Source organism: Bdellovibrionales bacterium, assembly GCA_016716765.1.
Taxonomy (GTDB): Bacteria; Bdellovibrionota; Bdellovibrionia; order Bdellovibrionales; family UBA1609; genus JADJVA01.
Genome location: JADJVA010000004.1, coordinates 405,643 through 429,582, shown reverse-complemented (window position 1 = coordinate 429,582; position 23,940 = coordinate 405,643). Strand labels below are relative to the sequence as shown.

The following is a 23,940-nucleotide window of genomic DNA, read 5'->3' as shown; positions in this document are numbered from 1 at the left end:
GACCCACAAATGAAGAACAAGAAACGAGCAGCAGCGGGAGGATTAAAAATGACAACAACCCAAAGGGATTACACACCGGCTCAGTATATCGGATATCGCTGACACAGTTCAAGAATTTGGTTTCGGACTTTTGTAGTGAAGGATTCGTCGGTTGGATGGTCCAGGACGTCTGCAATCCATCCTCCTATTGCTTTCATCTCTTCTTTTTTCATTCCCCGAGTCGTGAGGGCAGGAGTTCCAATTCGAATTCCACTGGTAACAAAAGGTGAACGTTTCTCGTTGGGGACCGTGTTCTTGTTGACAGTGATTCCAGCTTGACCAAGTAGCTTTTCCGCATCTTTTCCAGTCACATTTTTGCTAGACAAGTCGATGAGCATCAGATGATTTTCTGTTCCATTTGTGACCAGCTTAAAACCGCTAGTCATGAGCGTCTCAGCGAGAACCTTTGCGTTTTCAATAACGCTTTCACAGTAAGACTTGAATTCAGGTTTCAGCGCTTCACCAAAAGCCACAGCCTTCGCAGCGATGACGTGCTCAAGAGGACCTCCTTGAATGCCCGGAAAGATTTTACTATTGATACTTTTTGAATTGTCCTCACTACAAAGTATCATTCCGCCACGTGGTCCACGAAGTGTTTTGTGCGTTGTTGTCGTCGTGTAATCAGCATAAGGAATAGGGGAGGGGTGAACTCCACCAGCCACCAATCCAGCGAAATGAGCCATATCAACTAAGAGTTTTGCTCCGACTTCTCTGGCGATTTCCTGGAACTTAGCAAAATCCAAGATTCTTGGGTAAGCGCTGTAACCGGCAATAAGCAAAGTGGGTCGGCATTTCTTTGCGATGTCGCGAATTTCGTTGTAATCAAGAAGCTCTGTTTTTGAATCGAGCCCATAATGGGTGGCCTTGAAGAGGAAGCCACTAAAATTGACAGGACAGCCGTGTGTGAGGTGTCCCCCGTGGGATAGGTCCATACCCAAGATGGTATCTCCCGCCTGAGCGGCTGCCAAAAAAACAGCCATATTGGCTTGAGACCCTGAATGAGGCTGAACATTTGCATGCTCGCAGCCAAAAAGCTGTTTGGCTCGATCTATTGCTAGTTGCTCAGATTTATCGACCTCTTCACAGCCTCCATAGTAGCGCTTTCCGGGATAGCCTTCGGCGTACTTGTTGGTCAGGCAAGAGCCCTGAGCTTCCATGACGGCACGAGATGTGTAGTTCTCACTTGCAATCATCTCCAGGCCATTTTGCTGACGATGCATTTCTGCTGCGATAATTGCTGCAATCTGAGGATCTGATTCATTCAATTCAGACATAGGCTCTCCCTTGCTTCTACTTATTTATTTAACTTTTACGGGCTGACCAATTTTCTTCACTCGATCTGTGTGTCGTCCGCCCTCAAATGCTGTTGTCAAAAAGAATTGCAGTAAGTTCTCTGCGAGAGCTGGCTCGATCAGTCGGGCGCCCAAGCAGATGACGTTCGCATCATTGTGTTCACGAGCCAACTTAACCGTGACCTCAGACCAAACGACAGCCGCCCGGATGTGAGGGTATTTATTAGCCCTCATGGACATCCCCTGTCCTGAGCCACAAATCAAAACCCCTTTTGACTGAGGCCTATTTAAAAGCCTTTCACAAAGAATTGATGCATAGTCGGGGTAGTCCACTCGGTTTTCGTCAAAGGCACCCAGATCAATCCACTCAATATGAGGAAACGCCTTTATCAGGTGAGTTTTTAAGTCGATAGCCTGCGTGGTCGCAAGCTATCAATAGAGATGGTACTTCTTTATCTGACATTTTCACTCACAAGTTGTGTTATCACGCAATTCAATCGAGTCGCGAGAAAATCAAACTGGAATTAGTTCCGCCAAATCCAAAACTGTTATTCATGACGTGATTAAGTTGCTTCTCTCTCGCTGTGTGAGGAACAAAATCAAGATCACATTCCGGGCTTGGATTCTCTAGGTTTATCGTTGGAGGTGCAATCCCATGATAGAGACTCTGAAGGGCAAAAACACTTTCGATAGCTCCGGCAGCTCCCAAAGTGTGGCCAATCATACTTTTGGTACTACTCACCCAAAGTTTTTTTGAATGATCGCCAAAAACCATCTTAATCCCTGCTGTTTCAGCCAAATCTCCCGCTGGAGTGCTGGTTCCATGAGCATTGATGTACCCAATCTCATCCCTATTTATCTGAGCATCATTAATAGCCATTTCCATCGCAAGAGCGGCTCCAGAGCCAGTCGCAATGGGATTGGTCATATGGTGTCCATCTGAACTAAATCCGTAACCTCGAAGCTCGCCGTAAATTCGTGCACCTCGCTTCAAGGCATGTTCGTATTCCTCGAGGATAAACATCCCGCAACCTTCAGACAAAACAAAACCATCTCGATCCTTATCCCAAGGACGAGAGGCCAGCTTCGGCTGGTCATTTCGCGTAGAGAGCGCCTTCATTGCGGCAAAACCACCAACAGCTAGGGGACATACCGTTCCTTCTGTGCCACCGGCGAACATGACGTCACATTGACCATTCCGGATATACCCAGCGGCTTCGCCGATCGCGTGAGCGCCAGAAGCACAGGCCGAGGTCAATGTGTAGTTTGGCCCTTTTGTCCCAAATAAAATTGAAATATTTCCCGCGGCCATGTTGGAAATAACTGTTGGAATAAAAAATGGGGAAATGCGAGAGGGCCCACGCGCCACGACGGTGTCTCGTGAACTTTCAATCACAGGCAACCCACCGATTCCAACCCCTGTCAGAACTCCTGTCTTAAGCGCAATCGACTCTGTCATCTCCAAGCCGGAGTCCTTCAGGGCCATCTTTGCACCAGCAATTGCAAAATGAGTGAAGCGATCCATCTTTTTTTGCTCTTTTTTTGGCACATAATCATCAACGGAAAAATTTTTAACCTCCCCGCCGATCTTAACATCAAACTGAGAAGTGTCGAAAAAGCTAATCAAGCCAATTCCAGAACGCCCACTGATGAGGCCTTCCCAGGTTTCGGTGGCCGTGTTGCCAAGCGGGGTTATCGATGACAAACCAGTAACTACGACGCGTCTTTGTTCCCGTGCAGGGCGACGAAAGCGATTTCCACCCGAGGCCATAAGCTCCCCCTTTAGTTTTGGGTGTTTGGAGTGGCGATCAAAAAATCGCCCACTTCAATTAGACTTAACTACAGAGCATCCGCTCAAGAAAGTTCCGACCTAATATTATATCCAGCATATCCAGGGCTGGCTTTAGGCCATTCCCTTGCCTTCAAGATACTTGCAGACATCTTGAACCGTCTTTAGCTTCTCTGCATCTTCGTCTGGAATCTCAATTTCAAATTCCTCTTCCATTGCCATGACAAGCTCAACGATATCCAAGCTGTCTGCTCCGAGATCGTCAATAAAAGAGGCTTCCAACTTCACTCTCTCTGGATCTACTCCAAGTTGTTCTTCAATAATCTTTTTCACCTTAGGTTCAATAGCCATTTGATACTCCTTCTTCTATTTCTTTTGTTGATTCACTGTTAAAAAGACATACAAATACAAACCATTCTTCACATGTACATCCCTCCATTTACGTGGAGAGTTTGACCGGTCATATAGGAGGACGAGTCGCTGAGCAAGAAAAGAACTGCCTGTGCAACATCTTCCGTCTGACCCAGGCGACGCATCGGGATAGAATCCAAAATTTGACCCTTTTGCTTATCGTCTAAGGCCCCTGTCATGTCTGTCACAATAAATCCAGGCGCCACACAGTTGAGCCGAATTCCACGCGATGCGACTTCTTGCGCAACTGATCGAGTAAATCCCTCGGTACCCGCTTTGCTGGCGGCATAGTTTGCCTGTCCTGCGTTTCCAGAATGCCCTATGACGCTCGTGATATTAACAATGGATCCGCCCCTGGCTTTAATCATTGGTTTCATCACACTTTTTGTAATTAAATAGGTCCCGCGGAGATTTGTATTTATCACTTGATCAAAATCTTCAGTTTTCATGCGCAGTAAAAGCTGATCGCGGGTAACTCCTGCATTATTGACGACCCCATCGAGTCGCTCAAAGGTACTCATCAACTGATCTATACAGCGATGCACAGAGTCTTCATTCGCAATAACCAATTGCAAACTCAGATGATTGTGAGCGGGAAGACCTTTGAGAACCTCTTCGGCTGCATCTGGCCGAGAAGAAAACGTAATGGCAACGCGAGCACCTGCCGTTGCCAAAGTTCTCGCAATTCCAGCTCCAATACCCCTACTGCCTCCGGTCACCAATACAGTTTTTCCCTCTAGGTTCATAGAATTTCCGTCCTATTTCTCTTTTATGACTGCAATGCCTTTTCCAAGGCATTCAGTTCAATCATTGAGTTGATGTTAAAACTCTCGATGTTATTTCCGTCAATTTTCTTAACCAAACCAGTTAGAACCTTCCCGCATCCCATTTCAACCATCCGGTGTCCACCCATTTGAACAAGCTTTTCGATGCATTCTACCCATCGCACGGGAGCCGATATTTGGCGAATGAGATTTTCTCGCAAAACCTGACCATTTTTAGTGGCTTCAGCAGAAAAATTTTGAACAATCGGATAGTCTGAGTCAGAAAATGTGATCCCCTCTAATACATTTCTCATCTGCGCTTCAGCAGGTTTCATGAGAGAGCTATGAAATGGGGCCGAAACATTGAGAGGAATGAATTTGATTCGCTTAGGTTTATTTTCAACAAAGGCCTCATCTGAATAATTAGCAATCAGCCAATCTATCAATGATTTGCTGCCACTGATAACGACTTGCCCAGGACAGTTAAAATTAGCTGGATCCAGATTCTTTGAATCACATTTGCTTTGAACCCAGAGGCAAAGCTCTTTCGCTTGGTCAGGCGTGACACCCATGACCGCAACCATCGCTCCCTGGCCCACAGGCACAGCTGACTGCATGAATTCGCCCCGCTGCCTTACGGCTCGAACAGCCTCTGGAAAGGAAACTGCACCTGCCGAAACAAGGGCCGCATACTCTCCAACTGAATGTCCCGCGGCAGCCACTGGTCCAGTTCCGGTAAGAGAATGAAGAACCCGATAGCTTGCAACTGACACGATAAGCAAGGAGGGTTGGGTGTTGTGAGTGAGTGCCAATTCGCTCTCAGCTCCCTCAAAGCAAAGTCGCTTAAAATTCACACCAACTGAATCACTGGCCTCTTCAAAAACGTCTTTGGCCTTCTGAAAATTATCCCAAAGAAATTTTCCCATGCCCGAATGTTGGCTTCCCTGTCCGGGATAAATTGCTGACCACATTTTTTAAAACCTCGCTAAAAGGCTTCCACTTGTAATGCCTGCTCCGAAAGCTGTAAATAGCAAGTTCTGCCCACGCTGGATTCGCCCATCCCGCACAGCGCGATCGAAGGCCACCGGTACCGTGGCGGCAGAAGTATTCCCCATATCTGCAATTTCGACTATCACCTTTTCCATAGGAATCCCAAAATGCTTAGCCACGGCTTCAATGATTCGAACATTGGCTTGGTGAGGAATAACCCAACTGACCTGGCTTGGATCCATTTTATTAAATTCGAGGGCCTCCTGGCAGGCCTGGCTCATTGTGCGCACGGCATTCTTGAAAATCTCACGGCCCTTCATGCGTACGTAGTGAGAGCCGCTGTCGAGGACTTCTTGGGAAAACGGCATGGCCGATCCTCCGCTAGGCAGCACAAAAAGATCAGAGATCGAGCCGTCAGCGTGGAGGTGATGACTATAAATCGTCGAATCATCACTCTCGTTTGCGCGAGTCAAAATAGCTGCGCCCGCGGCATCTCCAAAAAGAATACAGGTGTCACGATCTTTATAGTTCACATAAGGATGAAGTATTTCAGCGCCAACAACGAGAACGGTTTTATTCGGGCCCGTTCGAATGAATTGATCCGCTATCGCCATGGCGTAAACAAAACCTGAGCAGGCCGCTGAAATATCAACCGCCATGCAGTCCCGAGCTCCCAACTTCTGCTGAAGGACACAGGCCGTGTTAGGCATAACCTGATCAGGCGATACCGTTGCGAAAATGATCATATCAATATCGCTTGCCTTCATCTCGGCCATCTCTAGAGCTCTTACTGATGCTTGAAAGGCGAGATCACTTGTGAATTCTCCCTTCGCTGCAATATGACGATGGACAATACCCGTCCTTTCCCGAATCCAAGAATCAGACGTGTCAACACACTTTTCTAAATCAAAGTTAGTTAATAGTTTCTCGGGCAAATAGGAGCCGGTACCCGCTATGCGGGTTCTATAAGTCGAGCTTATTACCATGCTGTTCCTCCCCGTGAACAATACTAACTTTGTCGTTAGGCCTGAGTCGCAACGACTTCGGTGCCTTTGTAGTATCCACAAGAGTGGCAAACTCTATGGGGACGGTACATGGCTCCACAGTTGGGACAGTTATGAACCGCTGAGTGCTTCGCTTTGTCGTGAGAACGCCGATGGCCCTTACGCATGCGTGAAGTTTTTTTCTTTGGACATGGCATAATATTTACCTGCTGTTAGGGGCCTTTGTGTTTTCTAGGCCCAGTTCATCCACCAAAATTTCAAGGCGCTATAAGTTATCCAAATGGAGCCTAAAATCAACGATTTAATTTTAAATCCTTTAACACGGTGAACGGATTAGGGGACTGAGAGCCATTTGAGTCCTCTTCGACAGATCCTGTCAGCCAGCCTTTCTCGTAGGCCTCCTTGAGATTCTCGCAGCTATCATCGCAATCAACTCTTGCCTTTGGTTGAATGGGCTCGGCCAAGGCAATAATTTCATGGATAAGAGGACCGATATTGAAAATTCCAGTTGGAATTGACGAAACAGAAGGAGCGTCTTGCTGCAATTCAGAAGAATGATTGACTCGGGCCGAGTGGGACCCTCGCGGTCTCTCCTCCTCAATGACGAGGATCTCGTTAATTTTCTCGTTTACATCAAGCTTGAAGTCGATGGCGCAGCGATAACAGGCCAGATTCATCTTGGCCTTGATGAAACCCGAAAGAAGGTAAACTCCTCCTGAAGGCAGGAAATTGATCTGAATTTCAAAGGCATTGTCTTGGACGAGATCCGCAAGGGCGGCCTTCATTTCGCGATGTTCTTGAGTAAAAGAGTACGTCTGACCTTCGTCAGGAAGCTCTTTCAGGTGAATTATAACAGGGGCTATTTTTGTTCGAGTCATAGGGCGGCCACACTATTTATTTTATGCTGCCGCGTCAATAAAATACTTGGTTTGTGGACCGATATCTCGTTTCCCTCCTTTTTTCGACTGAAGACCAGATTTTTAGGTCCAGTGATGTCAAAAAGGCAGAAGCCCTAAATGCCATCTGTTACTTTAAATAGGCAGAGCCTGCAGTGTTTTGTAATTCCAGGAGCCATGCTTTCAATGTCAATGAGAACGAATTTAACCAAAACTTCATTCGGTGTGGTCACATTCTTTCTCCTTTTCATTTTTGGAGCTGAAGAGGCCCGTGCCGTGTTAGATCTTCAAGTGCATGAAGAACTTACAGTTTACGAAAAGCCCTCTGTTAAATCTCGCAAGATTACGAATTTGAACCGCGGAGACAAGGTCGTTATCTCCCCCAACACTTATGGCCTATTCCGAAAGGTTCTTGTGTCTTTTGAAGGCGAGAGGAGGGGAGGGTATATCTTAAGCAGCGACATCTCCCGCTCAAGCATTTCTGAAAGAGTGGACGGAAATTTGATAGGAAAAAGAATTTATACGAACAAATACTCCTTAGGACTCGCATTTGTCGGCACGTATATGCAACAAGGAGCCAGAAATTTTTCGACATCAAGCCAGGATATCTATGAAATTTCAAGCTTGGAAAGCACAACATTTTTCTTTTCGGCCTTTATGGATATTCCTTGGAGTCGGAAAATGATGTTGCGTCCCTATGTTTCTTTTCGTTCGACCAATTTTGGAGGAGAAGCGAAACTGAAAGGAGCCATAAATGCCCTTCGCCCAGCTCAGCTGACAATCGAGCAAAAATTTGTTGGGGCGGGTGTCTTAGCTAAGCTCTACTCAGATCCATTGGATTCCTTTTGGTGGGGAGGCGGAATTGAAGTGGCAAAAGGAAATCAATCCAGAATTGTCATTGATGATGGGATTCCCTTGTCTGTGGAAGACAGTGGGCCCTCGTTCTATGCTTTGACCTATGGCGCTCTTGGGTGGAACATTCCGGCTCCGGGCTCACTCTGGATTGTTCCTGATTTGCGTCTCGGCCTCATTCCAAACAGCGATCCAAAAATTCTATTTTTTGAAGCTTTTCTCGCTCTTTCATATGCATTCTAGCCTGTCTGCAAACCGCAATTCAAAGTGACCGAAAGTGAACTTACTCAATTCAAATGAAAAAACTCCCACATCAAGGCTCCGGCGCTTGGGCCTCTCTCGTCGTTAAAAGGGAGACTTCCATTGCCCCCGCTCCAGGCATGGCCAAGCCCATCAACTAAAATCAAGCGAGTGCGTAGCTGGTTGGCAAGGTAGATGTCCTTGTAGCGATAAGAGTGTCTGCCCGCAGAGGCCTCAATCGTCCTCTCTTCACTAAAATCATATTGATGACTAAAGTCGTCCTGAATTCTCCTAGAATTTTCTATATGAACAACTTTGTCTCCGAGACCATGAATGACCATCACTCTTCCTTCAAATGTCTGGGTATTGCATTCCTCATTTTTTCCTTTTGCTGCCATTGGACCCGACCTCATGACTTCCGTACCCTCTTGCCTGTTAGACGCAATCCCATAGGGTATCCCCGAGTGAATGGCACCTCCCGAAAAGTACTGAGGATAACAGGCCAAAAGAATGCTAGTCATGGCTCCTCCGGAAGACATCCCGGTCAAAAAAACTTTTCCAACTGAGTATTTTCTCTTCACGATCTCAATTTTTTTCATGATTTCATCTGGTTCTCCCTGGCCAACTCTTTGATTAGAGGGTTCGAACCACTTCCAACAACCCAAAGGATCCCGAAGAGGTTTTTGTTGTGGATAAAACACCAAGAACCCCAGTCTTTGGGCGATGGAATTGAGCTGAGCTCCCTTTTCGAACTCCTCAGCGGATTGGAGGCACCCATGAAGTGCGACCAACAGTTCGGGCTGGTCTCCAGCTAAGTGCTCGGGGACAAAAAGGCGATCGTTTTCACTCGGCTGACCTTGGCCGCTCTGTCTCAATTCAGGACGAAACTCATGGCCCCAGATCTTTAAAGACAAACTGATAAGCATGCCAAGAAATGCCCACTGTAAAATCGCAATTTTCTTGTGCGACATAGTAAAACCTCCTCTCAAAACCAAATTTCTAGTGAAGTTCAATAAAGTGAACTTCACTAGAAATTGACTCATACACTTCTGTGCAACCCATTACACTGACCTCAGTCGAGTTTACCCAAGAGTTGGCTGCTGTCTAATGAGGAAATAAGTCGTCTCATTGTGTCACAAATCAAATAAATATATATAAGTAAATACCTAGTAATTACCGATAAGTGCTTGTGACGAGGAGGTTTTGCAATGAGTAAAACGGCTCATGATGAAATTGATGTTTCCCCGATTCAGTCTGCGCGGACTCTGCATGTCATTCGGCAGGATCGCTATTCTATCGATGATGAAATTTGTTACTTGGTCATCAATGGAACTTACTATGAAGTAACGGATTTCTCCGCATTTGGAATAGCTATTCTCGTTGACAAAGAAACTCCCGAGACGAACGAGTACCGTGAAACTCAACTGATTTTTGACGGTGTAGTCGTCGCAGATCTTCACCTTAGGGTCGCTCGAAGTGAGGAGCTTGAAGATGGAAATGTGAAGGTGGCTTTTGAAGTTCTGGGAGAGCCGATTCACGTCGAACGAGTTCAGGCTGTTCGTCAAGCGCAAGATATACTGAAAGCTCACGATCAGAGATTTAGACAGCTTGAGGTCATACCGGAGAAAGCCAGGCTTCTTATTTACCAACTCAAAGATTGGTTTGAGGAACTTCAGAGTCGGGTGAACTCTTTGACAAAATCAAACGAAGAGCTTGATGGGCGGCGTATGGCAGAATTCGAAAACACTTTGATACCAATCATCGGGACATACATAGGCGAGGAATTTCCAAAACACTATCAGCGGCTGGCAGAGCCTCTCGTAGATCTCCCGGCAGAATCGCGAAAAGTATTGGTTGAATTGTTTCGCAGCAAGTTATGTGGATTGATTCATCAATCGCCCTTTGCTCACCGTGTTTATCATAAACCCTTGGGATATGCGGGTGATTTTGAAATGATGAACCTCATCTATAGATCGGAGAACATAGGAAACTCCTTGTTCGCCCGTTGTCTTCAGTATTACAGCGTAAGGGAGCCGGCCGCTCAAGCCGTTCGGAACAGAGCTGATTACTTGACACTTAAGATTAGCAACATTCTCAGAGACAGATCGAACGAAGAACTCCGAATTCTTTCCGTTGCTTGTGGGCCGTCGCGAGAATGGGTTAAGTTGATTTCTGAAGTGAAGGAATTTAATAACAGATCTCTTCACGTTGATCTACTTGATCAAGACAAAGGTGCTTTGAAGTATGCGCAACGATCAATCAAGGAAGTTGGGCTCGGACACCCTCACCAATTTTCGTTTCACTTTATTCACAAGGCAATGAAGAATGTGATTGCCCGAGGCATTGAAGGGGGCGATTACGATATTATTTATTGCGCAGGGCTTTTTGACTATTTGTCTGATCCAGTTGCACAGTTGGCAGCAGTCAAGTTGTTCAAGTCACTTCGATCTGGTGGATCACTGATCATTGGCAATTTTAATTTAGCCAATCCAAATGAAGTGATTATGGATCTGGCCCTTGATTGGCACCTTATTTATCGGTCATCTAATGACTTGCAGTCCCTTTTTGAAAACATCGGAGGAAAACTCAGTATTGAGTCTGAAAATCTGGGCATCAACCTTTTTTGTGTTATAAGGAAAGCTTAACCACAGTATTCATGAAGCAGATAGATAGCATTCGGAATCAGGAAAAACTTCGCGAAACAAAGGCTATCCTGGCTGTCATCACGCATATGATGGTTGTACCGCTGTTTTTAGCCTTTTGGATTTGCGATTTCGTATATGTCCCAGATATGAAATGGGAATTTTTGATTGTGCGCTCTATGGTTGTTCCTTTGAGTCTCTACACTCGATTTCAGTTCAAACGAATTCAAAGTTTTTATGATGCCCAATTGCTTGCGCTCTTTTATATTTCCGGTCTCGCATTGATTATTTATTATATGGTGTATAGAATTGGAGACTGGAGCACCCCTTATTATGCGGGTCTAAATCTCATAACAATTGGATCAATCTCATTTATTCCGTGGACATGGCGTTTCTTTTTTGCATCTATCGGAACAATTTTTCTTCCCTATTTTTTTGGTTCCATCTTTTTAAATCAAAATAACAACAATAGCCATACCGTGGTGCTCAATATATTTTTTATTTCCGGCACTATTGTGATATCGATTTTCTTAAGAATTTTATCAGAGAGACTGAGGCGAAAGGAGGTAGAGAGTCGCCAGCTGCTGCGCGAGGAAATTATTTCTCGTGGCAAAATAATTGATGAGAAGACGAATGAAGCGCTGAAGTTGACTGAATTAAGTCGTCAGTTTTCCCCTCAGGTTGTCGAGGCCATCCGCACCAATCAAGTGCTTCTGACGGACAGCGTTCATCGTTCAAATATATGTGCCATATTTGTGGATATTGTGAATTCAACGGAGCGAGTATCCAGAATAGATAAAGACAAGGTTACAAGGGTTATCAGCCATTTTATGATGGATTCTGCCAGAGTTCTTCTTAAATACGATATTACTATTGATAAATTTTTGGGAGACGGGCTCTTGGCTTTTTCAAACGATCCCGTCTCCTATCCTGACTACATCGAGAGAGTATTGAGGGCAGCTATCGAAATTCGAGAAAGAGTATCCTTGGACCAAGAATTTTATGAGGTAAATTGGCTCAAACCCTTAGAAATTCGAATTGGTATCGCCACTGGATTTGCCAACGTTGGATTTTATGGCAATAGAAGGTATTTTCATAGTTATACGGCTATTGGTCCGGTGATTAATCTCGCGAGTCGACTTTGTGGCATTGCAAGTCCCGGACAGATTCTAGTTCCACATGATCTCGTTGATGTTCTAAAATCAAATTCTGAGTTCCAGTTTGAATTCATTGGGAAGAAAAGTTTAAAGGGATTCGAAAGTGATGTGATTCAAGTTTTTGAAATGATAACGACAGCTGAGACTAGGTCCTTAGATAGCATGGGTATTTTGGATTGCCCGAAATGTAGCCAAGTCATGCATATCGACAAAAATGACACAGGATTTTTTGTGCTTAGGTGTCGTAACTGCGGACATAGCTTGGATCAAAATCTCCTGCTTAAAAATATTGCCGAAAAGTCGAAGGCATCCTGAATGCCCGTATTGCTCCCGCCAGCCCTCGATCCTGAATTCCTGAGATTTGATCCAGCCATGCACCCTTGGAGTTTGGCACAACAATCAAGCAGGCCAGTTTATGTGAATTTCGCTGTCAATACCATTGACAGTTCAATATGTCAGACGGGGGGCTGTCTAAAGTTTAATCAATTCAGGCTCGCGAGTGCTGAAATAAGACGACTTTTCGATGGCACCCCTGTTGCATTTTAAATTCACATATGTAAGGCGAGATGGAGCTTCGCTAGGCTAATAGGCATTGGGCGCAAGTCAGAAATGATTGATGATAAACGCTTGTTTTCAATACGATGGAGAGCGAAATGAAAGCTTACTTTACACTATCATATTTTGTTGTTGGGCTGCTGCTGAGTGTCTCTGCAGTTTCTGCTGATGCTCGCGAAACATCCAAAGTAGGTCGACGAAATGAAAAACTAATTTTTAACGAACGACTGCCAGCTTCCGATTCTGCTCTTAACATTAAGCGGAAAGAAACAAAATTGGATTTCAATTCGCTGATTGACGAAAACGGTACGCAAGCGGGGATTTTACGGGAGAGCATCAGCGGCGAAGTTGAGGTTCCAACTTCCCTCCGAGGTCGAAAAAGGAATTCGCCTCTGGCGGCAAGCGACGAAACCAAGCCATCAAAGGAACTTCTAGAAGTTGACATGGGAATGGGCGATGCTGGAATTTCTAGAACCGGCGAGGGAGAAGACCACTTAAATAACACACAGGTAAATAACAAGGAAGATCTCTTTTTTGAAGAATCGATGGAGCTTTCTGATGAAGAACCTCTCGCTAAGCGTTCTTCAAGCAGTGTAGCAAGCACGGATCGACCAAGTTTAAATAAACTCAACAACAAACGCCTCAAAACTAAAATTGCCCCGAATTGATGTCTCCTTTTTGGTCGTACATCCACTAGTCATGATTGTTTTTCTTTTTCCCATGCCGTCATTATAAGCAAGCCTGGCAGTTATTGATGGCCCCCTTTTTTTGATTAATCCTTATGCGCACCGATCATTTTGACAATAAACTCCAAATTCTTGGAATAGGCCGCAGCTAGGATCAAGCCTATTTGAAGCTGGGTCAGCGTACTTGGCCGTACAATTGCTCTGTTCCTCAATGCGGGGGTGCTCATGGGAATTCAAATATCATGTCGCGGATTCATGATGTCATTGTTGACGTTGGCCATCTTGGCCTGTTCAGATGTTCGACTGAAAAGTCCGGAAGAAGTATTGGTTAACGTCAAGTCACAGGGGCAGTTTTGCATCAGCGACCCAAAAGAAATCCTTCGTTATATGAAATTTCTCTTTGTTATCGATAAATCAGGTTCAAATTCTCAATCTGACCCTGGGGGAAGGAAGCGATCTACAAATATTGAAAAATTTGTCAAAGAAAATGTCGACAAGGAGTATTACCGTTACTCTATGGTGGCCTTTGAGGGTAACAAGGGAGCCGAGGCCTATATCAATGATGGAGACCAAACTATCCCAACCTTTACCGATGATCTGGATAAGGTTTTTAAAGCGACCGCTCGAATCCGATCCGAATTGGAGGGAGGGTCAACTCCCTATAAGGCGGCGCTGCAAGCGGTTCATTTAGCTATTGTGAATGATCCAAAAAAATTTCCTGATGAAATGTCTACTTATATGGTCTTTTTCGTATCAGATGGGCAACCGACGGACACCAGCAACGACCTGGAATTACAGGCACTTATCGAGGATATTGTCGATCTTGCTCCAAATGTGTTTCTCAGTTCGGCCTATTACGGAGGCGCGGGCGGGGGGGCTATTAATAGATTGCGTCGAATGAGCGAAGAGTGGGGAAGAGGCAAATTTGTCAATTTCGAAACCGATGCAAATTGGGAATTTAATGAGCTCGTCGTTAAGCCGACACATGAGCCTTGGCAACTGAAGAATTTTCTCGTTTACAATCTCAATGCTGGTTATTGCGAAGATGGAAAAATTGATACAGATTCCGATGCAGACGGCATGTGCGATCGGGATGAAGTTCGTTACAGCGGAATCACTGTCAAAGGAAAAACCTATCTATTTGATCCTAGCAAAAGATTTTCAAGTGGGGGAGCCTTCGGTGATTATTTTCATTGGCGAGAACTGCGCTATGGCGAAGTAATTCCCGCGGAAGAAGAATGTAATGATCGTACTGATGATGATCATGATTTTCTGACAGCTTGTGAAGAAAGGTATATCAAAAACGACAGACCCTCAGAGAACGTGCCAAAGAACGGCGATCCAAAAAGCCCAGATACAGATAGGGATGGTGTCCTTGACGGATTAGAAACCTTCGTCTATTTCACGCGTTCCTTAGCTTTTGCAATGGATTCGTTTAACTTGCTTCGATCCAATATCGACGGTGAGCAACAGGCCGGCCTGCAAATCGCTGAACACCGAAATCCATTGATTGAGGACTTGGATGCACTTGCCTATGATACTAAACTTGATAAAACGGGCGAATCGACCCGCGATTGTTATAACTTTTCTCAAGGAGTGCTTCCCCTTTATCCAACCGTGGAGGTCAAGAAGGGTGACACCCTTCCAGGTTTGGAACACGCCGCAGGAGGAAATTCGGTGCTTGTCTACTTTATTCAAACTCCACAAAATGATCCTCAGGGCGATGGCGTATATATGTACAGTGTTCAAAAACTACTTCATGACCCCGCTCGCTCCGCAGTCCTGAGTACCGACGCTGGACTTAAGGTGGAGGATGGGGTGTTTACACAATATATAATTCCGAGAAAACATTGATGGATTTTTTTTGGATAGCAGAGCGAGAAACTAGATTTAAAAAGAGATTTCTGCTAAAATAATTTCAATGAGGTTGTTGGTCATTTTATCCATTTTGAGTAGTTCCTCTCTCGCTTTTGCTGGAGCCAAGATGGACCTCGATGATGTTACGATCAAGGGCGAACTCCACAACGACGATAGACTTAAATTACTGGCTCGGCAGAAAAATGAACTGAAGAACTATGTTAAGTACCGTACCAATTATCGCTCAGAAATTGTGGAAGACCTTCCAAAACCAAAACCAAAAGTCAAATATTAGATATATCTGAGTCTCAGCAATTGAACAGCATAGTCGTCATAGTCGTCCAAACGGAAATCCAATGTTGGGTTGGGTAGATTCACCATTTTTAGCGACAGGAAACTTCATTTTCTTAAAAATGGACGTGACACAACTGTTAAGCGAATCACCCCCACGAATGTCTGATTTCTTCACCTTGGCCCACTGAACGACTCCTTTTGGGTTGATGTTCCACTCATACTCAACTCGCCCAGCGATGCCCGGCTCACTCAACAGGGAACGTTCATAGCACTGCTGAATCTCCGCCAGATATGCCTTCACGACCTCCATGACTTGCTTGCGATCTAATCCTTCCGTCCGATTGATTTTCATCAATTGAGGAGCTCCAATCACGGCTCCGCCAATGCCTCGAGTTCCAGCGCTGCCCTTTATTCCTTGGACGCCATAGCCGGAACCTGTTCCAAATCCACGTCCTTGCGTTTTCACTCCCTCTATGCCCGCCGCCTGAAGCTTGCCTCCACTTGCCTTGAGCGTTCCTATTACTCCAGTCGTAGAAATTTTCGCTCCGCCACCCCCGGCGTTTGGATTGACATTGATAGCAACGGGTTGATTTGTTGGATTGGGTGTTGGAGCTCCCAGCGCGCCCAGAGCCGCCAAGGCCCCAACTTTAGTAATATCTGGGGCTGGTTTTGCCTTTGGTTGAATAACTTCCTTCGACACAGCCTTGTCCCGCACGACTTTCTTCTCTTTTACAATAGGCTGCTTTTCTATTTTTTTTGGTTTTGGCTTTGGTTTAGGAATAGGCTTGGGTTCAGGTTTGACCACTTCTTTGGGTTGTGGAGGTGGTGGTGGAGGAGGAGGTGGTGGTGGTTCCGGCTTTTTTGGCTCTTCCTTTTTCAATATGATCGTGGCCTGGCGGGGGGGCTCCGCCTTTTTTAATTTTTCTTGGCTCGGACCGATGAACATGAAACTTGCAATAAAGAGAAAATGAACAATGCTTGAACCTGTGAAGGTTCTTTTGAGCAATGCGTCCGGTTCGATCGTTCGTTTTCGAGACAATTGCTTGGGAGCAGGTGCGTAGCGCAAATGCAGGCGAACGTCTTTGCCCAAATCCAAAGTGCAAAGGTCAGTGGCCCCTAGTTTTAAAATATGGTTTCTTCCGCTGCGGGGAAGGGATCTGCTTTCGACGAGTTCACTAAGGGGTACTGGCCGATAGTCTCCAGTGCGAAGGAATCCACCTAGATGGTCAGGAATTGAACACTTCGCGACAGAACCATCAAAATGGGCAATAAGAAATTCGCCTTTAAGGGTTGGCAGATAAACCCCATCAGAAGTGCGACCCACGACAACCTGCTCACCAGGCCAGAAGAGCTGTGTATCGAAAACAGCGCCATGCCAAGTGATGTAGGTTTCGAGTACTCGACGATTACGGTCAACCTTATCGATTCCCCTGATTGGCCTATCTCTCTCAAGGGGGTAAGTTTCAACACCGCCCCCAACGCCTGATTCTGTTGAGTGTGCTGCTCTTTTGGGCGTTGATTTTTCTGAAGCCCTCAGATTTGAAGAACTAAGCGTGTCTTGTGAGACCCTGCTGGGACGAATTTCCTCCCGTAAATAGGATGGCAAGGGCATCGGAGAAGGCTTGATGTTTCGTTGCGGAATCTGAGAGGGCTCCAGCCTTTGAGCATTCTCACCACGCATTCCGCCCTTTTTCTCGTCTGTCTTTGACGGTTTTTCTACAATTGTGGCATCAGGGTCGAATTCATTCTTAGCTCTTGGCGTCTTTGCTGATGAAGCGGGAGATTCACCTCTTTTGTTGTCAGGCCTATTGTACTTCAATTCGCCATCAGCATTGCTGATCGATTCAGAATCAAGCTCCGGATAAAAGCGACCCTTTCTCGCATTAATAGGCGGCGGCCCAATTGGGCCCAATGAGATTTTTGAATGAGACACCTCGTCTCCTTGACCCTGCAGAGCATTGGGGAGAGTCGGTGGAGAAGTTGAGGAATCCACATTTTGGTTTACAGAAAAAGTTTTCGTGAGAGATTCTTGTGGCAGACCAAACTGAAATATAAGTGGTCCAATGTTAGCAATGGTTCCGTTATGAATTTCAATTCGATCATAGGTTCGTCCACCGATTTGAATTCCATTGGAAGACTTGAGATCAACCAAATAGAGTTGTCCATTTTCTGGAAAAATCACCGCATGCTGTCGGCTGATCCAATTGAATTGTGTGAGAGCAACATTGCAATGACTGCTGCGACCTATAGTTATGGGCAAAGAATCAATTGTCTTTTCGAAAATGACAGTCTTCCCATGTGTGATTAATATATAAATTGGATATGTGCTGAGGTGTTGCGCTGCTTCCATTTACTTACCTGGGTTGTTGCCAATATGCTTATCGGCCCCGGACAAATGAACCTTCACAGCCTATTTGATTTTTTCCTCAGGTCGCTTTAGGAAGGTCTCGTCTCGTCTCGTCTCGTCCTGCTATGACGATCATTTAACTGAATCTATGATTGGGTGAGAGGGGCCAGAAATGGAGCCTGCACGTTTGGCCAAATTCAGAGAAGTTTTCAAACGCGCTTGAAAGTTAAACTGCTTATGAAGTCCAGCAATACCGTGAAGAGCCAAAGAATTAGATTTGTTTTCTTTGAGAGCATTGTCAAACCACTTTTTAGCGCCATTGATATCATTTTTATAAAGCTGAACGACTCCAATCGAGGCAAGAACGTTGGCATTTTTTGGATCAATCTCGCTCGCTCGACTCAGAATAAGCTCAGCCATGGAGTAATCCCTGGACTGGATATAAGTATTGGCTAGACTCATCAGCAAACCAATGTCTCGAGGCTGGTCGTAAAGTTTGTCTCGAATAGCCTTTGCTCCCTCCGGAACTCCCTCTTGAGCTCTCGCTATAAGACCTGTCTCCTTTGATTCATCAATCCGAATCGATCCTCGCGATTGGCATCCCTTTACGAATAAAGTAAATACTTCAAATTTTTCAGCGTTGTTCAGGCATTGATCGAAATACTGCCGTGAACTCGCCTCGTATTTTGCAGCTTGTTGTGAAATGGCATCTTTGAAGATTTTTGTTTGATCAGCGGGGAGTCCTGCGGGAACGGGGGCTTGTTTGATGAAATCCGCAAATTCCCGATTGGCCTGGCCCAGTCCATAAAGAGCTGCAATAGTCCATCTCCCGTTGCCAAAATCGATAACTTTTCTCAGTTTTGCATCCAGATCTTTTAGAAGCGCTGCTTTATTGTTTACTGCCTTAGTCTCATTCCCCGGTGTCATACGGATTTGATTGTAGGTCTCCATTGTACCCATCGACAAGAGGTAGAGAGCGTGAGCGGCCATTTCCTGACTTTCATAGGTCCCACTCGCCATCTGCGTAGCTTTTTCCAGGGAACCTTTGGCAGAGGAGATCCCGCGCAATCGGAATTGTGCTAGCCCTTCCCAATAGACTCCCTCGATCCCGCTCGCTTGTGGAGTTGATCTTTGCAGGGCGGCCCAATCGCTTCCAAGAAAATCCATCCTTGCTGCAGAAGTGTAGTCGTTTAATTTTCGAAAACTTTGAGCGGCAAACTTGAAATCTCCCATAAGTTCTCTCATCGTCGCCGCATTTTTCAAAAGAGCGCGGGCATCTGCCTGAGCGGGATATTTCTCAGCATACAACTCAAAATAAAGAGAAGCTCTGCGAAAATCTGCAGTCGTCAGTGCCATCTGCCCCATGGAAGTCACAACTTCCTGGGCATATTCCGATTTACCATGCTGAGCCAGAAGCTGTTCGCCAGATTGGTAAGCACGAGGATCGCGTTTTGATCGAAACGCAACGAAGGCTTCGTACAGGGCTTTGTCACCCAATGAAGAACCCTTGTATTTTCCTGCCAACTTCAAGAGACTCGCGGCGTAGTTAACCGAGGAAGTTCCCCCGGCTTCTACCTGCACATTTCGCATCTCTGCCTGTTCAATAACCTGCATAACCTGGTTCTTCAGGCCCGCATCGGTGATATTTTTGTTGGCGATCAGGGCTTTTCCTTCTTTGATGATGTTAACAAAATCTTCCTTTTGGTTGAATGAATCAAGAATAAGATTGGCAGCAATCGAGACATCCTTTCCTTCTGGATGGAGGCGAATATACTCTTTGAAGGCTTTAACAGCTTCGTTGAAATTTCGCTCGTCATAGTGAGTCTGCGCAATATTAAATCTGATTCCTGGCACAGATTTTTCTGCCGGATATGCTTTAATAAATCTATTTCCTGTGTCGCGCAGCCCGTTTCTGACTTCGTTGAGTTCGAGACGAGAAAGCTTAGACTGCGTCCGAATGGCCGTGATATAGGATTCTATGGATGATTCAAGAAAGCTCTTTTTCTTCTCCTTTTTAGAAGTCAGATTCACGAGGTTTTCATAGGACTTAGCTGCCTCCACACTGTTTTCAGAATTGAAATAGCATTCTGCTAGATTCAGTCGAAGTAAAGGAGCATGTTTTGAAGACGGGAACGCCCAAAGATAATACTTATAATCAAGAACGGCCAGATTCCAATCTTCCTTTTTGCGAGTGGTCTTGGCCCTCTTATGAGTTCGCGTAGCAACATCTCGCGCAAATATCTCATAGTCGTGTATGGCCTTATCTATCTCAGCCTTTTTTAGCTTGTCACTGAACCGCACTTGGGCAATAGTTTTAGCCACCTCATGTACAAATCCGCTCACTGGCCATTGTTTGAAAGTATTCTTCATCGCCACATAAAGACGCTCTATAATATCCATTCTGGATTCTAGATCTGTTGTTAGACGCAGAAGTTCAAAATATGTCTTTGTGCTCTCAATGTAGTTTTTTTTGAGATCAAAGCGCTTTGCCAATTTGTCGAGAACCCTTTCGTAACCAGTCCGATCAGGGCTGATCCGTCGAAAATAATCCAAAGCATTGGCTCTCCACAATCCCATTTTTTCCAAACGGAATTTGTGAATCTCAGAATAAGGCCAAACCATCGCTGTGAGCGCGTCTCGTCGCACATCGGTCTTTCGATAAAGATCCGGCAAAAGAGAAAGATCAATGTCGCTATTTAAAGTAAGAACCTTCTCAAAGGAAAGCAGAGAATCTTCGAATTTCGTTTTATTGAGATATGCCCAACCCATCTTATACTGGGCCAGCGGCGTAAATGGCCCCTTTTTTCGTGCAATAATTTTTTGATACATTTCCAAGGCAAGATCGATGTCCTTTTTTTCCTCAAAAAAGAAATCACCAATAACGAGCTGACTTTCTTCCCAATAGCTACTTTCAGGATACTCACGGGTCAGTTGGGCATAAGCCTTCACCATTTCCTCAAGGCGGCCAAGCTCTCGCAATTCATGAGCCTTAAAGAAAATGGCTTTGTCCCGCTCGGCGAGTTTCGGGAATTTGTCTATCAGAATATCATAAACCTCAATCGCTCGAAATTTAGGTCTCTTTTCCATCGTAAAATCTATTTCGTTCAGAGGGGTCCCTTTGTTCTCTGCTACCTTTATTGCGTACATGTATCGACTTTTTTCGACTAAGAACTCCCCCAAGGCAAAATAGAGGTCTGGAAGAAATCGAGCATCTCTGATTTCCTTAATTTTTGACTCGGTTTCAGTGACACTCTTATCAATTTTCATTAGATCCTGGCGCATTTTCTCGAGACTCGCCTGGGCGGGAGACTGACCAAGTGAAGGGGGCGTCCACAAGAATATCGCAATCATGCAAATGCAATTTCTGGCGCGGAGAAAAAGCGAGCCATCTGGAAAAGAACTCATTTGAACTCCTTTTCCACCTTACGATCGTCCGGCGTTGACTGCTCTCCACATCGGGAGGATATCTTCATTAGATAATCTGGCATTTCATCCCACCAAAACTCACCGTCTGCGGGCCAGTAGATTTTCTCAAAGGTAATGTAGCTGATATCTTGAGCGCGATAAGTTGAATCATCCCCTCGACGGACACGAAGCTCATCTAGCCGCGATGTGTACTCCAAAAAGAGGATCTGCTCCTCGGCATCCAGCAATTCATTCGCATAACTCCTGGTTTTCTCTTCAAGTTGGATATCGATGCGAGCCTGGAGAATACTATCGATTCGTGAGTATTCTTGGAGAAGAGGTTTAAAGAAAGTGAATTGATCCCAGCTGTATTCCTTAATCATTGCCAGTTCACGACGGACTTGATCAACAAGATTTGCAGGATCTTGAATTTCACGATTGAGGACCGCAAGATTAAAGAGGGCCTTATCGTGCCGAAGTGGCTTGCGCCAGCGAATTGCATTTAAGCTTGATTTGAAGTTTGAACGAAACCGCCCAGCAACGTATTTTACGGCCTCGTAGTGACAGAGTTCTCTGTAGATAATCATTTCAAGTATGTGCCGCTCAAAAGTCAGCGAGGGCTCAAAGTAGGGGGCCTGCAGAGCCGTCAGGATGCCCATTGCCTTGCCGTAGTCCTTAAGATAGTAGTGAACCCAAGCTCGCTCCAATTGAATTCGACCGATCTCACGCACGCCCGTCAAACCTAGACTATTATAGATGGCAAATGAAGTTTGAAAATCACCCTGTTCAAAAATGAGACGGGCATATTGAAGAGCCACTTTCTCAAAGATTCTCGGAGGCAAACTTTGAGTCTCCATGAGTTTTTGAAAAATTGCGAGAGCGTTATCAACACGATCGCGCGAAACTTCCCCGACGGCCGTCCAATATTGCATGAGATAATCCCAATAAGAATCCTTCTTGATCTTATTAATATGAACTTGAGCCCATTCTGTGAACCCCAATTGCAAAAGATCCATTGCCTTGTGATAACTCACGAATGATTCGACGTCCGGATGAAGTGAGGCAAATTCATTTCCAACAAGAAGGTGATTAAGTGCCTCCTGATCGTAAGGAGTCTCTGTGGTAAGTTTACCGAGCTCATGGAGTGCAGCTTCGCCCAGTGATGATCCAATTCGGTCTTTCGCCATTCGAATCAATAGATCAAAAGAAGCATAATAGAGTTTTCGTTCGCGAAAGGCGACGGCCATAGCCAGCTGCCCTTCGCCTCCCTCCGGAGTATCAGTTCCTGCAGAATCTTCCATTCTTGCTCCTTCAATGAGCGCTGAAATCGGATTCCCTTCGGCAATGGAGGCTTGAATTTTATACCAAAACTCGGCGTCTATGGGGACATAGGAGTAAGGTTTTACTTCCTCTTTGAGAAACGCCTTGCTGAGATCGACTGATTTTCCGCTGGTTACCTGATCGGGAGGTGCGTTCTGGGCAGAGTTTGGCGGAGGAGATTCCTTTGCCGGATTGGTTTTTAAACTTGGTTCACTCCCATTTGCCCCATTTACAAGAGCGACCGGGGCAGCAGATTTTGCTTCAACCTTAGATTTTGCTTCCTGATTTGGCGTTCGATTGGATATTTTTAATTGAGCGGAAGGCTTTAAGGCCCTTACTTGTCCACTTGCTCCTTTCGCAAACCCGCCAGCACTGACAAGAAATATAAGAATCAGAGAGACCTCGTCTAAACCAATCATCTCTTTCCACTTCATTTTGTATCAATTTCCTCACTGGAAAGGGGTCTTACGGGAGGCTTTCCCAGTTGCATGGAGTAACCAACCATAAGGGACATCGAATTGACGGCCCCCAAACTCTTTTCAAAATAGAGGAAGTCACGAAAATCAAATTTCCAAGAAGTGTCGGCTTTCGTGAAGAAGCGCAGGTAGAGTCCAGCATTGATCAGAGTCCGTATCCCGCTCGCATCGAAGTTAGCACCCCCAGCTCCAAAAACGAAACTGACTTCCCCCCGAGTGATATGTTTGTTAAAAAGGAGGCTTTTTGTGTAGAGTGGCGTGTAGACAATGTTCGTAGTAAAATAATAGGTCACAAAATCAAGTACACCATCAAAACCCACATTCTCAACGGCGGCCCCAAAATTATTGAGGAGATCCTTTTTAAGGTTCGTCTCACTATTAAATGAGTAGTTAGCGTTGACGACCTCCCAGCCTAAATAGTCACTGAAAAAGGTGGTATAAGATAAACCGACCGTATAGCCCTTATTAAACGCATCGCTTGGCAACCAACCTAATTGAGCAGTTAAGTCGTGATTCAGAAAATAGGTGCGATTCTGGACGGCCACAACCTTAGGAAGATCATAGAACGCGGCGGGAGGAGCAGCCGACGCCGTTTTTATCCAGGCATTTCCTAATGTTGCAAAAGTAACGAGTATAATAATTCCTATTTCCCTGATCGTCACAACTGGACTCCTTTTTCGAAATATCTCAAGTGAGGAAGGTGAGAGTCTCTTGAGAAAGCCTAGCATGATCATTTTGAAATAGGAAAGCTAACCACTTACGATGATCCACAAATCCAACGAGACCCAGACCTCTGTCGAGGCGTTCGGGAGGGAGATAGTTTAACAAACCCGTTTCAGAATTCTCCATCTAAAATCTTTGATTTAGGTGGAGATGAATGAAACTCGACTTTCCTCCATGGATGGAGGAGGTCTTGAAATCAGG

20 protein-coding genes are annotated in these 23,940 nt (G+C 45.3%); 6 read left to right on the top strand and 14 right to left on the bottom strand.

Features of this window, described 5'->3' with window-relative positions; genetic code table 11:
* Positions 1–80: 80 nt before the first annotated feature.
* The 9 genes from IPL83_03150 to IPL83_03110 all read right to left on the bottom strand — a co-directional run bounded on the left by IPL83_03150 (position 81) and on the right by IPL83_03110 (position 7,167).
* Entirely contained in the window at positions 81–1,313 is a 1,233-nt protein-coding gene (locus IPL83_03150; GenBank protein MBK9038154.1) for a serine hydroxymethyltransferase, read from the bottom strand.
* Between the two features lie 24 nt (positions 1,314–1,337).
* Positions 1,338–1,742 (bottom strand): RpiB/LacA/LacB family sugar-phosphate isomerase, encoded by a 405-nt coding sequence (locus tag IPL83_03145; GenBank protein ID MBK9038153.1) that lies wholly within the window; start codon positions 1,740–1,742, stop codon positions 1,338–1,340.
* An 82-nt stretch (positions 1,743–1,824) separates the two neighbouring features.
* The gene (gene fabF, locus IPL83_03140) at positions 1,825–3,102 is read right to left on the bottom strand and encodes a beta-ketoacyl-ACP synthase II (GenBank protein MBK9038152.1); all 1,278 of its coding nucleotides are present in this window, start codon (positions 3,100–3,102) and stop codon (positions 1,825–1,827) included.
* A 132-nt stretch (positions 3,103–3,234) separates the two neighbouring features.
* Positions 3,235–3,471, bottom strand: a complete 237-nt coding sequence (gene acpP, locus IPL83_03135; GenBank protein MBK9038151.1) for an acyl carrier protein — start codon at positions 3,469–3,471, stop codon at positions 3,235–3,237.
* Between the two features lie 68 nt (positions 3,472–3,539).
* Positions 3,540–4,277 carry a 3-oxoacyl-[acyl-carrier-protein] reductase gene (gene fabG, locus IPL83_03130; protein MBK9038150.1) on the bottom strand — a complete coding sequence of 246 codons (738 nt, stop codon included), beginning with the start codon at positions 4,275–4,277 and terminating at the stop codon, positions 3,540–3,542.
* A 23-nt stretch (positions 4,278–4,300) separates the two neighbouring features.
* The gene (gene fabD, locus IPL83_03125) at positions 4,301–5,266 is read right to left on the bottom strand and encodes an ACP S-malonyltransferase (protein ID MBK9038149.1); all 966 of its coding nucleotides are present in this window, start codon (positions 5,264–5,266) and stop codon (positions 4,301–4,303) included.
* A gap of 3 nt (positions 5,267–5,269) precedes the next feature.
* Positions 5,270–6,271, bottom strand: coding sequence for a ketoacyl-ACP synthase III (locus IPL83_03120; protein ID MBK9038148.1), 1,002 nt, complete (start codon positions 6,269–6,271; stop codon positions 5,270–5,272).
* 35 nt (positions 6,272–6,306) lie between these two features.
* Positions 6,307–6,486 carry a 50S ribosomal protein L32 gene (rpmF, locus tag IPL83_03115; GenBank protein MBK9038147.1) on the bottom strand — a complete coding sequence of 60 codons (180 nt, stop codon included), beginning with the start codon at positions 6,484–6,486 and terminating at the stop codon, positions 6,307–6,309.
* Between the two features lie 96 nt (positions 6,487–6,582).
* Entirely contained in the window at positions 6,583–7,167 is a 585-nt protein-coding gene (locus tag IPL83_03110) for a DUF177 domain-containing protein (GenBank protein ID MBK9038146.1), read from the bottom strand.
* Between the two features lie 204 nt (positions 7,168–7,371).
* Here IPL83_03110 and IPL83_03105 point away from each other — a divergent pair, with 204 nt between their 5' ends.
* Positions 7,372–8,280: a hypothetical protein gene (locus IPL83_03105; GenBank protein ID MBK9038145.1), complete on the top strand. Its 909-nt coding sequence runs from the start codon at positions 7,372–7,374 to the stop codon at positions 8,278–8,280.
* A gap of 44 nt (positions 8,281–8,324) precedes the next feature.
* On the opposite strand, the gene IPL83_03100 is transcribed toward IPL83_03105, so the two are convergent.
* Positions 8,325–9,248, bottom strand: a complete 924-nt coding sequence (locus tag IPL83_03100) for a PHB depolymerase family esterase (protein MBK9038144.1) — start codon at positions 9,246–9,248, stop codon at positions 8,325–8,327.
* A 237-nt stretch (positions 9,249–9,485) separates the two neighbouring features.
* On the opposite strand from IPL83_03100, the gene IPL83_03095 reads away from it, so the two are divergent.
* From IPL83_03095 to IPL83_03075, 5 genes are all read left to right on the top strand, one after another.
* Positions 9,486–10,922: a class I SAM-dependent methyltransferase gene (locus tag IPL83_03095; protein ID MBK9038143.1), complete on the top strand. Its 1,437-nt coding sequence runs from the start codon at positions 9,486–9,488 to the stop codon at positions 10,920–10,922.
* A gap of 11 nt (positions 10,923–10,933) precedes the next feature.
* Complete coding sequence (locus IPL83_03090) at positions 10,934–12,391, top strand: adenylate/guanylate cyclase domain-containing protein (GenBank protein ID MBK9038142.1); 1,458 nt, start codon at positions 10,934–10,936, stop codon at positions 12,389–12,391.
* A gap of 338 nt (positions 12,392–12,729) precedes the next feature.
* Complete coding sequence (locus tag IPL83_03085) at positions 12,730–13,299, top strand: hypothetical protein (GenBank protein ID MBK9038141.1); 570 nt, start codon at positions 12,730–12,732, stop codon at positions 13,297–13,299.
* A gap of 243 nt (positions 13,300–13,542) precedes the next feature.
* The gene (locus IPL83_03080) at positions 13,543–15,171 is read left to right on the top strand and encodes a VWA domain-containing protein (GenBank protein ID MBK9038140.1); all 1,629 of its coding nucleotides are present in this window, start codon (positions 13,543–13,545) and stop codon (positions 15,169–15,171) included.
* Positions 15,172–15,301: 130 nt separating this feature from the next.
* Positions 15,302–15,469 (top strand): hypothetical protein, encoded by a 168-nt coding sequence (locus IPL83_03075; GenBank protein MBK9038139.1) that lies wholly within the window; start codon positions 15,302–15,304, stop codon positions 15,467–15,469.
* Between the two features lie 36 nt (positions 15,470–15,505).
* On the opposite strand, the gene IPL83_03070 is transcribed toward IPL83_03075, so the two are convergent.
* From IPL83_03070 to IPL83_03055, 4 genes are all read right to left on the bottom strand, one after another.
* Entirely contained in the window at positions 15,506–17,818 is a 2,313-nt protein-coding gene (locus tag IPL83_03070) for an AgmX/PglI C-terminal domain-containing protein (protein ID MBK9038138.1), read from the bottom strand.
* A 129-nt stretch (positions 17,819–17,947) separates the two neighbouring features.
* A complete protein-coding gene (locus IPL83_03065; protein MBK9038137.1) occupies positions 17,948–21,220 on the bottom strand; it encodes a hypothetical protein in 3,273 nt (1,090 codons plus the stop codon).
* A complete protein-coding gene (locus IPL83_03060) occupies positions 21,217–22,974 on the bottom strand; it encodes a hypothetical protein (protein MBK9038136.1) in 1,758 nt (585 codons plus the stop codon). The genes IPL83_03065 and IPL83_03060 overlap by 4 nt, the downstream gene beginning before the upstream one ends.
* Positions 22,971–23,678 carry an outer membrane beta-barrel domain-containing protein gene (locus tag IPL83_03055; protein ID MBK9038135.1) on the bottom strand — a complete coding sequence of 236 codons (708 nt, stop codon included), beginning with the start codon at positions 23,676–23,678 and terminating at the stop codon, positions 22,971–22,973. Before IPL83_03055 ends, IPL83_03060 begins: the two co-directional genes overlap by 4 nt.
* Positions 23,679–23,940 lie beyond the last annotated feature (262 nt).